Origin of the sequence: Shewanella goraebulensis (assembly GCF_030252245.1) — a bacterium.
GTDB classification, from domain to species: domain Bacteria; phylum Pseudomonadota; class Gammaproteobacteria; order Enterobacterales; family Shewanellaceae; genus Shewanella; species Shewanella goraebulensis.
Map to the genome: position 1 here is coordinate 1,067,241 of NZ_CP126972.1, position 14,029 is coordinate 1,081,269.

Genomic DNA, 14,029 nt, shown 5'->3' on the forward strand with positions numbered 1-14,029 from the left:
CTTAACTGGATTTTATCAAATTTATGGTTTCAATATTGGGCTAAATGGCACTTCAACAGGTGTTCAATATAGGATTAAATTCAACATCGTTAATTGAGTTTATTTTGTCGTTTTAACATCAAATTTGGTCAAATAATGAGTTTAGTAAAACTTTGACTTAACTCTCGATTTTCCTATAACTTTCATAAATTTGTAGCTGTTACCTGCTATTTTAAATAGGATAAAATTAATGATTAGTTAAACTTGATAAGCAAAGAAGGTTTGAAGGAACCTTCAGCTAACATTAGCAAGTATTTAACTATCACTGAAAGAAAAAGCCCATGGAAGTGGTTGTAGTATTTTCTAAAGTGATTTGAAGTATCAAAGCCTATGAAACAAGTAATGAGTGTGACATCTAACGAGCGCTACGCGGAGCTTTTTGACTCCTTGGTGCGGGTAAGTAAAGGGTTAAATAAAGTCAGTTCTCTTCAGGACATGGCGGCTTTTTTACAAATTGAAACCGATAAATTGTTTCGGCTGACTGATGTATGGATATATATCGTCGATGTTAAACATAAGGGCTGGATTAATCATGTGGCTGGCGTTGGCCCAAATGCTGATGTCATGTCGGGATACGTTCCTCGTATTGATTGCAATACAGACCCCATTTTCAAAATGATGCTTGGTCAACGTAAAATCTTTTACACTGAAGATCTAATGGTTGAGCCTCAAGCTGATCACGATGTTACCCCAAAACTTAATTTACGCACTGTGGTTAATTACCCCTTGTTCGTAGACGCTAAGGCATTAGGCGTGATGGCATTTGGCAGCTTTGGCAAAAAAGTCGTAAAACTATCGCCACTTGAGCTTAATTATTTCGACATCATCACAGAGCAAACCGCACTGACAGTTTCACGAATGCATTTTTTTGATAAATCTCAACAAGATCATTTAACTAAATTATCAAACCGATACGGACTAGAGAAAAAACTCCGTAATTTACGTGATGATAAAAATAAAACCAATAGTAAATTTTGTTTCATTTATATCGATTTGAATAACTTTAAGCAGATTAATGACAGCCATGGACACCTTGCTGGCGATCATATTTTGGCGCAGTTTTCGTTGAATCTAGCAAAAGAGTTTCGCAGCGCTGATATCATTTCAAGAGTCGGAGGTGATGAGTTTGTATTAGTATTTTCGGTACCTGAACAAGGCTTTGAAGTACAACGCTTTATTCATCGCATTGAAGATAATTGTTGCAGCATTAAATACCAAAATATCAGTTTTCAGCTCACCTTTGCATGGGGTCATGTTGTAGCTGAAGGTAAAGATCATTCTGTTAGTGAGTTATTTCAAGTTGCGGATAAAAACATGTACCAACTCAAACATGCACAAATCAAAATAAATAAGCTTAAAACACCATAAAAGATGGCTAGCAAGACTCTTGCATAAATAGGCTGGAAATTGTTTATTAGGTTTACCATCTTACATTGAATTAATGCCCTAATAAAAAACAAAAAAAGCCGTAGCAAACCGCTACGGCTGTGAATGCCTAATGCCTTTTACGGGGACGGTATCAGGCCGGGTGATGGCTATTCTCCTGCGGGAATTAGCTCGAATTCGTTAGATGCTTTCTCACCATGAATTTGAATAGCCACTTTAAATACTTCTACAGCGCCTGCTGCAGCTTTGCTTTCAAGATCAAGGTCAACGGCATTAAAGGTATATTGTCCTTCTGTTTCTGTTTCAGTAAGTACACCTGCACAAGCGTCTTCAGTGCTGGTATCGCAATTAAACGTTTGGCTAACATGCCAACGCTTCCATGCTTTGGCATTTGATGATGGCGCCGCAGGATCTGGGTAGCCAAAATACATTATGCTGTAGTCACTTGCATCAGTTATCGCTTTTTCATCACCATTATCTAGACTAAAAGTTAACGCTCCTGAACTAGCATCGTACTCGTCTACTGTTAAAATAACCGTATCTGCATCATTAATAGTAATGACTTCAGTCGCTGGTGGGTCGACTGGATCTGTTACAGGTGGCTCAACGACTGGTGGATCGACAGGATCAGTACTAGTATCGTCATCATCATTACAACCCATCAAAAGCAGCGAACTGGCCAGCAAGACGCTCAATAATTTAAGATTCATAATGGGCTCCTTAATTAAAATGACCGGTATGACATGTTTGACACTCTAAATCGCCTTTAACACTGGCTGCGCTGCCCATTGTTTCAGTTGTACCGTGACAAGTTTGACAAGCTTGAGTCTCTTCTGATGCCATTGCTTCTGGTAGAATTGAGATATCTTCAGCTTCATAAGCGCGGTTAAGTAGGTCGACAATGTAGTAAGCCATACTGGCAGACAGACGTTTACAGCGTTCACCTTTTTCAACGAAAGGTTTACCACCATTAATGGCCGACCAGTTACTGATTGATGAATGGCATAATGGGCTGTTAGCTATTGAAGTTTTGCCCACTTCCTCGCTTTTTTCAGCTGTAGAGCCAATACCTGCAACAAACTCATCAGAAGATAGTGGTAAGTCTGTTCTTTCGTAGTAACGGAATGATGCAGCAATAATCGCTGAATTTTGATCGTTAATATCATCAAGTATATTTATCAACATACCTGCTGCGTTTAAGTTCCCGCAAATAGTACCTTGTCCCACAATCCCAGCCCAACCGTATCCCGCTAATGCAGTAGGAATTGACGCAAAGTTTGCAGCATCGACACTTGAAGATTCGGCTAGCTTAGTGACGATTGAATGGAAAACTTGATGCATACAACCGCCACCTGTTTCATAGGCTAGCTTGGCTGTTGCCATTGCATCTAATGGTACATATTTTAACTTATCACCTAGTTCTAAACGGAAATTACCATCTTCATCAGTGGCAGCGAATGCTGAAGTGCCTACTAAGGTTGCTCCAGCAGCAACTGTGCTGATACCAATAATTTGGGTTAATGCCTGACGTCTATTTATGCTCATAATAATCACCCTATTTCTAATGTTACTGCTAAGTTTTTATGTCTAAGTACTTATGTCTAACTATTTATGTCTAAGTACTTATGTATTAACTACAAGCTTGAGCGCTTGTTTTGTTTTAAGTAGTACTTGTATTCATCTCTTCGAGTTTGCTGGTTTCTTATTTGAATCACTCAGCGCTGCTCGATGGGTCTAATGTAAGCAATGAGAGAATTAATAGTGTGATATAGAGCAGGGAAATACAGTGGTTGTAATAAGGGGGTATTGGCAAATAAAAATTCAAAATTGAAGAAGAACTAAAGGTGGATTTTTAGCTGAGTTAGCTAAAAGTGAGGACTAAATCACGCTATTAATGAGATTAATAAAGATTAAAGCCAGTTTTAATGATTCTAAAGTTACATTTAGTTTATTAATTTGTGTGATTTGAGTCGCAATTTGTTGTTGTAGCATGGTTATCAGCCTCAAAAGTGCAACTGAAAAGAGCGAAATTACGCAGGATCACAGAATTTTTTGATGGTTGTTTTAGACTAATAATATTGAGCAATTCTTGGGATGCAACCATGCAATTAGGCCATTGCAGATTTGATGAAGTGAAGGGTGAATTAGTTAATAGTGACAGTGGTGAAACTTGGCGCCTTCCACGTGCTGAGTTGCAAGTACTGAGCTTATTAATTGATTACCAAGGCAAGGTCGTGGCTAAGCCATTGCTAAAAATAGGTGATGGCAAGGAACTGCCGTTAAGTGATGCTTCAGTCGCTCATGCCATCTTTACATTACGGGGGTTTCTAGGGCCTCAATATGAAACACTCATTGAGACGGTCAAAGGGCAGGGTTATTTATTAAAACACCACCGTAGCCGCAAAAAAGATCAAACTAGGTTTTCAGGTAAATTTAAACAACTGATTATTATCGTCATCATTTTTATTTTGTCATTACTAGTTAGTGGCATTGTGTTGATGAGCTTTTCAAAACCGAACTCTCTACCTGTCATGCCTGCAAGTGTTAGCACTGTGAAGCTAGCATCGGGTCAAACTGTCGATGTGATTTTATATTCTCGTACTAAAACCAATAATGCTTTATTGCAAGCACAAGGCATGCAGCTTCAGCAAAGCCTTTCGCAATGCACTAACACCTCCTGGAAAAGTGTTTATTTATCACTATCACATGACAAGCAAGTGTTAAACGTGACCTTGCGTGGTGACCATTTTGGCCAATCTGTCATTCGTAATCTTAAAATCAGTGATTTAAGGCAACCGAAAAGCTTTGTCAGTCAGGAGTGGTTAAAAGGAGTTGAGATATGTGGTTAATTCAACAAACTCAGTGCAGGGAGATTAACAATGACTAGAACATGGCGCTGGGTGATTAATATCATCATATTGGCCTTATTGATCAGCAGTATTGGGGTCATAGCGAGTTTAACTTCAAGCTCTCCGAGTTTTATGCTCAGTTGTAGCTCTGAATTGTTTAATCGCAATAATGACCAGCAGGACAGTAACCACTACCTATTAGTTGATATGTTATCTAAAGATGGCCAAGCTCAGGTGCATTATCGCTACTTTAATATCGATGGTAGTTCCGCTGGAACGCTATCGATGCAAGGGCAGGTGAATCATATTGATACTGAAAACATGATTTATGATATTTCGGTGAATACCAAGCAAGAAAGCCCAATGGCTGAAAACCAGCAACCACCCAAACACTATCAATACTTATCTTATGTGAGTAACCTTAATTTGACTCGTGACGGCATGCACAATCTTAGCGTGCAAATTATCGAACAAGATGAAGCAAAGGATTTTGCCGTGGTGTTGTTTCAACCCAGTAATACCGTTTGTGGCTGCCGATTGGTGAATTAATTATTGTATAAGCATGCATTTTGCTAAAACTGAAAGTGCAAAATATCTTTTTATTTAAAAAAGTTAGTCGATATATACATTAAGGTATTTTAAGGAAGAGAAATCATTTTCTAAGTTTAAATTCAATTCACGAAATATTTGTATTCAATTTAAAAAAGCGAACCTCAATAGGTTCGCTTTTTGGAATGATTTACTAATAAGTCAGTTAGTGGACAACATACATAGCATTTTCTGTTGCAAAGTGCAGTCGTGAGCTAGAGATATCAGTTGCAGGAATATATTCGATAGAGTTATTTGATACAGCGCCTAATAAAGCTGGCGTTTGCCATATTATTTTTCCTGAGGTGGTAGAACGCATAGAGAGTGTACAATTAGGGTTACTACTCAAACCAAATTCTCCTTCATCACAGCTACTTATGAGTAAGTTTTGAGATGTAATAGGCTGTAAAATATTAGAAACCTCACCATCAATTAAATAGTTACTGATTTGTGTTAGTGAACTATCAAGTATTAATATCTCTGTTTTATTACCGTGAGGTGAGCCATTTGGGGTGACACAAGCTATTTGTTTGGCTTGCTTGATAAGCTGGACCTTTTCACAGGTAAGTGGCTTTGAATTTTTAAGAGTGAAAATACTATTTGAATATTCAAATAGCTCTAAAATACCAAAGACGCTGTTATCATTATTTCGTCTTTGGGATGTGACAACTGCAACCCATTCGTCTTGTTCATTTTTAGATAAACCTGCATCTACAAATGATATTAAATCTGCAGGTTGATAATTCCAAAGTACTGATTGATTAATTAAATCTTCTACATAGACTTGATAGCCATGCACTGTGACAAGATCAGCATAACCATCTTGATTTAAATCGGCATTATCGAGTTTTATTGAAGTAATATAACTACTTTGAGATTCATCGGGACTGAAGTGTTTTTCCCAAAGCAATACTCCGGATGACAACTCTTGTGAAAATATAGTGTGCCCATACTCGGATTGGATTTGAATATTCGCTTCGTAAATTCCATCTAGATTGTAATCTACAATATCAAGATTATGAATTGTACCTGCTATTCCATTTTCAGGATGGTAAAAGTTACTTTGATCTATTTTGCCACTTTCAGAAATAATGTTTAGTTTCCAACTATTGAGTGGTGAATAAAATATTGCTTTCTTGCTACCATCATTATCTAGCGTAGTTCCTGCTGTAATATAGGTTCCACTATTGTTGGAAAAATTTGAACCCCAGACATATTGTGGGGTTGGGTTAAATTCAATTGTATTAATTGAAGAGTTTCCTGATGTTACTAATTCAACGTCTCCATTATCTTCTATAGCTGCAGCTAGAATATTGCTAGTGTGTCTTATGAACAAGCTCCATTGCAATTCCATATTTATGCTTGAATAAGAATTTAATTTACTGCCATAACTTTCACATGGACCTGTAATAATACTCTTACCGCTATCGTTACCTAGTCTTACTGCGTGCAAGCTACATATAGGTTTTTCCAAGGCTAAACTCGAGACTTGTGAGTTGTCTCCATACTTTAATATTTCTAGTGACTTATCCTGAGAGTTAAATTTTATCAGCTCTGAAATGTTATCGTCATCTACATCTGAAAGTGTAAACAATGTTTCTTCTGAGTCACTGTGTGACCAGTTTAATTTATTGAGCTCGCTATCAAACACTAATCCATTGTCTAGAATAATCTGCTTAGAACTCGAGTTGATAATGTTACCTATATATATGCTAAATGCCTGAGAGTTTAAATCGTAAAGTGAACTTATAGATTCTGTTCCCGTATCCCAAATCCATAAATCATAATTGGAGTCATTGCCGCAATCGGTGCAAGCTACAAGTAAAACAATATCAGCATCACCATCTTCATCTAAGTCATCAACAGCAAAATCAATGAATTGTTTATTGCGAATAATATTTTCTTGCTCAAACTTATCTATTGCCACAATTTCAGTTTTTTTGTTTGTTTTTGGATCAATAGATATAATTTTGTCGCTACTCATTGCTATAACATGGCTAAGGTTATCGTTTGCAAAGTCATAATTACTTATTTTTATAGTGTCGAGGTTGTATGGGTATACCCATTTCTGAGTGTACTCGTTACTATTTTTTCCTAATATGGATACCTGCTTACTATGCGTTAATAGTAATATTTGTTTCTCTTCTGAAGATAAAAAGTTTGCAATTGAAATATCACCTCTTTTACCGGTGGCTGATAAATTCGAATAGGCACTTAGTGAGACGTCAGAGATTTGTTTTATTGATGATTCTTTAGTCGTGCCATAATCAGGAATACTAAGGGCGAAGTGAATTTCTTGAATTGATGAAAAGGGAATCGAATTAGCTTCCCAATTAAGTACACCTTCATCAGAAATTTTCATTCCATTAGGACCATATAGCAATTCTGGAACGATCCCCACATCTGGAATTGTTTCAACTTTTACGCTGATTGATTCTCCATAATTAATCTCTGAGGGAAGTTGGTTTAGGGTAATCTGCGGCTCTTTGATGAATGAAGCTAAAACTGTGGTTTTTTCAGCTGTTTCATACCAATGCATTTCGTAATTTTCAGTAAAACTAACAAAAATAGATAAACTACTTCCAATTAATTCTTGTGTATTACCTTCACAGTCCGGCAATAAGTTTGAATAGCTAATATTAATCGTTAATGGGTGTCTATCTCCTGACTTTACTTGAGATTCAAACTGGTAATTACCCGTTGTAACTTGTTCGTTTGAAATGATTTCTGAAGAAAGGTCACTATTAAAAGTATAAGATTCAATACAGGTAGTATTGGGGATTTTTAATAGCCAACGCCCTTGAATATTATTGGTTACGCTAGGAGTTGTAGGAGTTGTAGGAGTTGTAGGAGTTGTAGTGGAATTATCTGAACCACCTCCACAACCAACAAGCAAAGTAATGACTGTAATAATCATTGTTATTTTTATCATTTAAAGTCCCTTTATTGTAATGACATCCATTTGTCATCTTGACAATGTCTATGGCGGCAATAATATCTTCTTAAAAAAATGTTTACAACTTTACATGTTGAAACTAAATAAGTTCTTAAGTTTTAAGTAAACTGGTATTTAGCATATGTAATTGTTAGTTATTAATATAAAAAGTGACTTCAACTTAGCTCCTATTATCTACAGGTGGCTAAGCTCAAAAGCATTATCAATACTTATCCTATGTGAGTAACCTTAATTTGACTCGTGACGGCATGCACAATCTTAGTGTGCAAATTATCGAGCAGGATGAAGCAAAGGATTTTGCAGTGGTGTTGTTTCAACCCAGTAATACCGTTTGTGGCTGCCGATTAGTGAACTAATGTTATTTAAAGCTTGCTTATGTCGGTAACTGCTTACCGATCTTTTTAGCTTGTATTTAACATATTAAAAAAGCGAACCATGTGTGGTTCGCTTTTTTATGTTTATATCTAATACATACTTACGCTTTTTAAGCGTAAATTGCTTAGAGGAGTATTAATCATCTTCAACTAATGTCATCAGAGATGTGTTACCACCCGATGCGGTGATATCAATACTCACGGTTTTTTCTGTCAGTAGACGTTGAATCAAGTTATCGAAATATTCAGAACTGATCACCGGTAATATTGCACCTTGACGCTCAGCTAATTTCTCACTGATGTAATGTTTACGATCGCAGTTACCATCAATGACCACACCTGATAATTTAGGGTGAGCCAATAACGTCGGTAAGTGGCGATGTCTTGCCACTTGGAAGATATTTTTATCAGCTCCGGTGGCGATTAATTTATCTCTAAATACCAATGCTTCATCATGGAATAAGTCAGACACTACGGTGATAACAGTATTACCTGTTGCCAGTGCGGTTACGATTGAGAGAACCCAAAAGTGGAAGCTGACGTTTTCATCGGCAAAACAAATAATATTGCCGCGATTTTCCAAGTAAAGGATATTAGATTCACCCGTTGGTCCAGGCAATACCTTTGGCTTTTTCAAGCGCTTTTCAATATCAATTAATTGTTCACGAGACACCTTTAAGGTGTAATTTAAATCGTCTGCCAAGTCATCAACAATATCAACATGGGCGATTTTAGCCAGTAACTGACGTACACAAGAGGTACGAGTATTTAGGTCTGTTAAACGCCACTGTTTTTCAACTTCATTAGCTCTATCCATCAACAATGTTGCTTCGGATATAGATTGTTCATCACAATCTTTTTCAATGGCTTGCGGCGGCAATAGATCAAAATCATCAACATCAGGGGTGGCTTTTTCTTTTACCAAACGTGTTAGATAATTTGGGCCACCGGCTTTCGGCCCCGTTCCTGAAAGACCACGGCCACCAAATGGTTGTACACCGACAATGGCACCAATCATATTGCGGTTAATATACACATTACCTGCGCGTGATAATCGGGCTAGATCGATTGCTCTGTGCTCTATTCGGGTGTGTATCCCCATGGTTAAGCCAAAACCAGTACTGTTAATGCTATCGATGACATTTTCTATATCATCGCCCTTAAAGCGAACCACATGGACACATGGACCAAATACTTCGCGCTTTAATACACTAATATCATTGATTTCATAAAGGCGCGGCGCAAAGAAGAAGTGTTCATTGTCTGCAACTTCAGTCGATATGTCGCACTGATAAAGCAACTTACCATAGTCTCTCATGTAGTCACTGTGGGCGTTTAATGCGTTCAGTGCTTTTTGATCGATGACAGGGCCAATATCAGTACTGAGGAATTCTGGGTTACCAACGTGTAATTCAGCCAGCGCGCCTTTGAGCATAGTTATGACATTATCGGCAATATCTTCTTGTAAAAATAATACGCGAAGCGCCGAACAACGCTGACCTGCAGACTGGAAGCCCGATGAGATAACGTCATCCACAACTTGCTCTGGTAAGGCAGTAGAATCAACAATCATACAATTTTGACCGCCTGTTTCAGCAATCAATGGTACTTGATGGCCGCCACGTTCAGACAAGATTTGCGAAATCTTAGTGCCAGTTTCAGTTGAACCTGTGAACATCACCGTTTGAATGCGCTCATCTGGCAAGATAACACTACCGACTAAGCTACCTGGGGCAATAACAGCTTGGACAACACCTGCAGGAAGACCAACATACTTCATCAGTTCAATGGCGCGCAGCGCAATTAAGCTGGTTTGTTCTGCTGATTTTGCTAGTACGGTATTACCGGTCGCAATGGCTGCTGCAACTTGTCCTAAGAAGATAGCTAATGGGAAGTTCCAAGGGCTAATACACAACACGACGCCGCGAGGCTCTAGGCGATCATCTTCAGCTAATTCAATTGCTCGGTTAGCGTAATAGCGGCAAAAGTCGACGGCTTCACGCACTTCATCGATACCGTCTTGGGCAACTTTACCGGCTTCTTTAATACATAACGCAATCAGTTCATCGGTATGACGTTCTAGGATATCTGCGATACGGGTTAATAACGCGGCGCGTTCAGTGACTGACACTTGTGACCATGAAGCAAATGCGGTTTGTGCTGTGTCGATCATCGCCAGCATTGCATCTTTATCGTGGAAATGGTGATAGCCAATGATTTCATTGTGATTGGCTGGGTTTTTTACCGCTACCGCGCCTTCTGGCACATCACTGGCACTTATTTGTTTGCCAGTAAACCAGTTATCAAGTGACTCTTTTAACGGTGTGATTTCGTTGATGTTGGTTAAGTCTAAACCTTTTGAATTATCACGGTTTTCGCCATCTTCACTGTAATATAAAGCAATAGGCTTAAGAATTTGCTGATTGTACTTCTCTTTTAATCGCTGAGTTTTTTCTACTGGATCTTCAAGCAGCGACTCAACCGGTTTTGATTCATCAACAATGGCATTAACGAATGAAGAGTTAGCGCCATTTTCCAATAAACGGCGAACCAAATAAGCGAGTAGATCTTCATGGTGACCCACTGGCGCATAAATTCGGCATTGAATATTTTCACCACTGACAATTTGGTCATATAGTGAATCGCCCATGCCATGCAAGCACTGGAACTCAAAGCCTTCTTTATCATCACCTGCAAGTTCTACAATGGTGGCTGCTGTATAAGCATTATGAGTCGCAAACTGCGGATAAATAGTGTCTCTATAGCCTAATAATTTATTGGCACAGGCATGGAATGACACATCGGTCGATGACTTACGAGTGAATACAGGAAAGTGCTTATGACCGTCCTTTTGGGCATTCTTAATTTCGGTATCCCAATAGGCACCTTTTACTAAACGCACCATCATTCTGCGGCCAACACGAACGGTTAACTCACGTAGCCAATCGACCACAAAAATAGCGCGCTTTTGGTAAGCCTGTAAGGCAATACCAAAGCCATTCCAACCAGCTAAATCTTCGTCGCTAAACACGGCTTCAATAACATCAAGTGAGATATCTAATCGTTCTGACTCTTCAGCATCAACGGTCAAGCCAATGTTATACTTTTTGGCCTGCAAACATAGGGCTTTAAGCTTTGGTACTATTTCGTTCATCACTCGTGATTTATGGGTAAACTCGTAACGAGGATGAATAGCAGAAAGTTTGACTGAAATGCCGGGGACTTTTCTTGGATCATTTTTACCAGACGCTTGAGCGACTTTACCAATGGCTTCGATGGCGTCTTGGTATGATGCTAAATAACGGTCTGCATCGTCCATAGTACGTGCGCCTTCACCCAGCATGTCATAAGAATACACGTAACCTTGTTGTTCTTTTGTCGCTGCACGCTCGGTTGCTGCGACGATAGTTTCACCCATCACAAACTGCTTACCCATGATTTTCATGGCGTAGTTCATTGAAGTTCGAATGACGGGCTCACCTAGTCGGCCAATGGTTTTCTTTAATAATCCAAAGCGATCTTTAGTGCGCTTATCTGCATAATCTACCACTGAGCCTGTGATCAATAAGCCCCATGAAGAAGCATTAACAAATAATGAGTCACTGCTACCTAAATGGTTACTCCAATGGCCTTGAGATATTTTGTCGCGAATAAGTACATCTTGAGTATGTTTATCAGGTACGCGTAAAAGTGCTTCAGCTAAGCACATCAATACCACGCCTTCTTCACTTGAAAGTGAATATTCATTAAGTAAGGAATCAATTGCGCCATTGCCTGATTGATCTTGGCGAATTTTCAACACCATTTGGCGTGCTCGTTCCCAAGCCTTACTTCGGGCGCTAACGTTAATTTCTGCTAGAGGGAGAATATGATCAACCGCGATGTTCTCATCGATACGATAAAAATCACGAATTTTTTGACGGATTGGACAGTCAGAAATTAACTTACCTTCAAATAGCATGTGCTTGTCCCCAAAAATGAGTAAATATTGCGTTATCGGCAATTAAAATTATTTCAATAATTATTATTATAGTTGTCCGATAGCAGCAGTTGAGTGCTGTTTCAATACGCTACTGAAACATTATTTATTCTTAGTTATTAAAGTGTGATTTACCTTCAATAATTCTAGGTGAGAATATCCTTCATCTAGTACTTCTATGTCAATACTCATTTAGTCAAAAAGATGTAAAGTTTTTTAACTAATTTAACTCGCTGTTAACCTTTGTGGTCGCGAATTCATGTGCATTCAGTTAGACGCTATAAATTGCTGATTAGGGTGACTTGAAAGTCCGGATTTTAGATTCGATTTTATCGGGGGTATTAAAGGCGGTTTTTCATAGAGCAGCCGCTGATATGATCTGTTTTTTCGAAATTTTATGGTGACCTTTATGGTGAGTTCTGTTTTAAACGATGGCTAGGGACTTAAGTGGTACTGGCATTGCGAATTAAACATTCTTGCTGCTGCATTTATTAATGAGTATATGATGGCTGCACTTGAGCAAAGCGCCTGTATTGCCTACAATAGCGCTAGATTCTATTACTACAGAGCATGCTCATGAACGATACAACTTCACAACCCGCTTTACCTGATCGCCTTTCTGTTAATCCACGCAGCCCACATCATGTTGAAGCTGTTTTTGAAAATGACATTGGCATCAAAGTTAATGGCAAAGAACGTTTTGATGTTGAAGAGTACTGCATCAGTGAAGGTTGGGTAAAAGTACCAGCAGGCAAGGCGTTAGACCGTCGCGGCCAACCTTTATTAATGACAATTAAAGGCACAGTTGAAGCATTTTACCGTTAAGCTATACGGTTAAACTGCGCGTTTAAAAGGCTTAGCAATCATTGCTAAGCCTTTTTTGTTTACCATCATGGTGCGTTAGTTTGGCGTTACCTGAATCAGTTAATCAGTTAATCAGTTAATCAGTTAATCAGTTAATCAGTCAATTGCTTGCTGAGGAACCAATAAAATATTACAGCGACTTCGCGCTAAAATAGCCTCCGATGTGTTGCCTATTACTCTGCCTATAATGCCTTGTCGCTGCACAGCGCCCATGACCAAGTATTCCGCCTTTAATCGACAGCTGAGTTCAAATAAACACATATCAGCGTTACCTGCCAAAATATGAACATGGTCTCGGTCAATGCCAATTTGTTCTATGGCTTGTTGATGTTTATCGTAAGCTTCTTTAATCAGTACTCGGCTATTTAATATATCCATATCGCGTAATATTTTAGGGATTCGGATAACAAACCCAAGGTGCAACTCGTGACCTGTGATTTCAGCTAGACGGTGTGCTTGGTTAATCACCGCTTGGTTCAGTGCTTTTTTAGCGGGTTTGTTACTGCCTAAATCCACCGCCATTAAAATTGCCCCAGCTTTATTGAGCAAATTATGGGTTAACAGCATTAATGGTATTTTGGTGTGGCGGATCAGTTGCCAGTCAACAGGCAGGAAATGATCGGACTCATGGATTGCTTTTAACATCATCGCGTATTGCTGAGGTTTTGCATGTTGGCTGGCATGTTCGGCTAAATTTTTACACCATGTGATGTTGAACGGGATATTAGTGGGAGTAGTGTTAGCAGCTATATCGCTGAGTTGTTGTTCTAGATCCAGCTTCTGTTTCGCTAAAATTTGCTGGCGTACATCAGCGGCGATTCGTGGATTATAGTAGGCATCGCCACTGAATGATTCATAGCTATAGGCTGCTATTTCAGGCTGTAGATTCATTTTTCTAGCTAGCTCAATTCCTGCACTCACCGCATTGGCTTGCTGCTGATTTTTTTGAGCAATAATATATAGCTTATCCATGGCAACCTCCTGATATATTCCT

At 38.8% G+C, this 14,029-nt stretch carries 9 protein-coding genes; 4 read left to right on the top strand and 5 right to left on the bottom strand.

Annotated features, from left to right (window positions below):
* Positions 1–369: 369 nt before the first annotated feature.
* Positions 370–1,407 carry a sensor domain-containing diguanylate cyclase gene (locus tag QPX86_RS04410; protein WP_285164422.1) on the top strand — a complete coding sequence of 346 codons (1,038 nt, stop codon included), beginning with the start codon at positions 370–372 and terminating at the stop codon, positions 1,405–1,407.
* A 167-nt stretch (positions 1,408–1,574) separates the two neighbouring features.
* Here QPX86_RS04410 and QPX86_RS04415 read toward each other — a convergent pair whose 3' ends face one another.
* Together QPX86_RS04415 and QPX86_RS04420 are read right to left on the bottom strand one after the other, a co-directional pair.
* Positions 1,575–2,135 carry a hypothetical protein gene (locus tag QPX86_RS04415; RefSeq protein ID WP_220755065.1) on the bottom strand — a complete coding sequence of 187 codons (561 nt, stop codon included), beginning with the start codon at positions 2,133–2,135 and terminating at the stop codon, positions 1,575–1,577.
* 10 nt (positions 2,136–2,145) lie between these two features.
* On the bottom strand, positions 2,146–2,970 hold the full coding sequence (locus QPX86_RS04420) for a cytochrome c3 family protein (RefSeq protein ID WP_220755066.1): 825 nt from the start codon (positions 2,968–2,970) through the stop codon (positions 2,146–2,148).
* A 557-nt stretch (positions 2,971–3,527) separates the two neighbouring features.
* Here QPX86_RS04420 and QPX86_RS04425 point away from each other — a divergent pair.
* Positions 3,528–4,274, top strand: a complete 747-nt coding sequence (locus tag QPX86_RS04425) for a winged helix-turn-helix domain-containing protein (RefSeq protein ID WP_220755067.1) — start codon at positions 3,528–3,530, stop codon at positions 4,272–4,274.
* A gap of 30 nt (positions 4,275–4,304) precedes the next feature.
* Positions 4,305–4,823, top strand: coding sequence for a hypothetical protein (locus tag QPX86_RS04430; RefSeq protein WP_220755068.1), 519 nt, complete (start codon positions 4,305–4,307; stop codon positions 4,821–4,823).
* A gap of 205 nt (positions 4,824–5,028) precedes the next feature.
* Here the strand turns inward: QPX86_RS04430 and QPX86_RS04435 are convergent, their stop codons facing one another.
* Both QPX86_RS04435 and putA read right to left on the bottom strand, forming a co-directional pair.
* Positions 5,029–7,794, bottom strand: a complete 2,766-nt coding sequence (locus QPX86_RS04435; protein ID WP_285164428.1) for a hypothetical protein — start codon at positions 7,792–7,794, stop codon at positions 5,029–5,031.
* A gap of 534 nt (positions 7,795–8,328) precedes the next feature.
* Positions 8,329–12,153: a bifunctional proline dehydrogenase/L-glutamate gamma-semialdehyde dehydrogenase PutA gene (gene putA, locus QPX86_RS04440; RefSeq protein WP_220755069.1), complete on the bottom strand. Its 3,825-nt coding sequence runs from the start codon at positions 12,151–12,153 to the stop codon at positions 8,329–8,331.
* 594 nt (positions 12,154–12,747) lie between these two features.
* Here putA and QPX86_RS04445 point away from each other — a divergent pair.
* The gene (locus QPX86_RS04445; RefSeq protein WP_153913974.1) at positions 12,748–12,996 is read left to right on the top strand and encodes a DUF3297 family protein; all 249 of its coding nucleotides are present in this window, start codon (positions 12,748–12,750) and stop codon (positions 12,994–12,996) included.
* A gap of 135 nt (positions 12,997–13,131) precedes the next feature.
* Here the strand turns inward: QPX86_RS04445 and QPX86_RS04450 are convergent, their stop codons facing one another.
* Complete coding sequence (locus QPX86_RS04450; protein ID WP_285164432.1) at positions 13,132–14,007, bottom strand: universal stress protein; 876 nt, start codon at positions 14,005–14,007, stop codon at positions 13,132–13,134.
* Positions 14,008–14,029 lie beyond the last annotated feature (22 nt).

Bases quoted from the DNA above. Each gene is read 5' to 3' on its own strand.
- QPX86_RS04410 (WP_285164422.1), top strand. From the start codon at position 370: ATGAAACAAGTAATGAGTGTGACATCTAACGAGCGCTACGCGGAGCTT.
- QPX86_RS04415 (WP_220755065.1), bottom strand. From the start codon at position 2,135: ATGAATCTTAAATTATTGAGCGTCTTGCTGGCCAGTTCGCTGCTTTTG.
- QPX86_RS04420 (WP_220755066.1), bottom strand. From the start codon at position 2,970: ATGAGCATAAATAGACGTCAGGCATTAACCCAAATTATTGGTATCAGC.
- QPX86_RS04425 (WP_220755067.1), top strand. From the start codon at position 3,528: ATGCAATTAGGCCATTGCAGATTTGATGAAGTGAAGGGTGAATTAGTT.
- QPX86_RS04430 (WP_220755068.1), top strand. From the start codon at position 4,305: ATGACTAGAACATGGCGCTGGGTGATTAATATCATCATATTGGCCTTA.
- QPX86_RS04435 (WP_285164428.1), bottom strand. From the start codon at position 7,794: ATGATAAAAATAACAATGATTATTACAGTCATTACTTTGCTTGTTGGT.
- putA (WP_220755069.1), bottom strand. From the start codon at position 12,153: ATGCTATTTGAAGGTAAGTTAATTTCTGACTGTCCAATCCGTCAAAAA.
- QPX86_RS04445 (WP_153913974.1), top strand. From the start codon at position 12,748: ATGAACGATACAACTTCACAACCCGCTTTACCTGATCGCCTTTCTGTT.
- QPX86_RS04450 (WP_285164432.1), bottom strand. From the start codon at position 14,007: ATGGATAAGCTATATATTATTGCTCAAAAAAATCAGCAGCAAGCCAAT.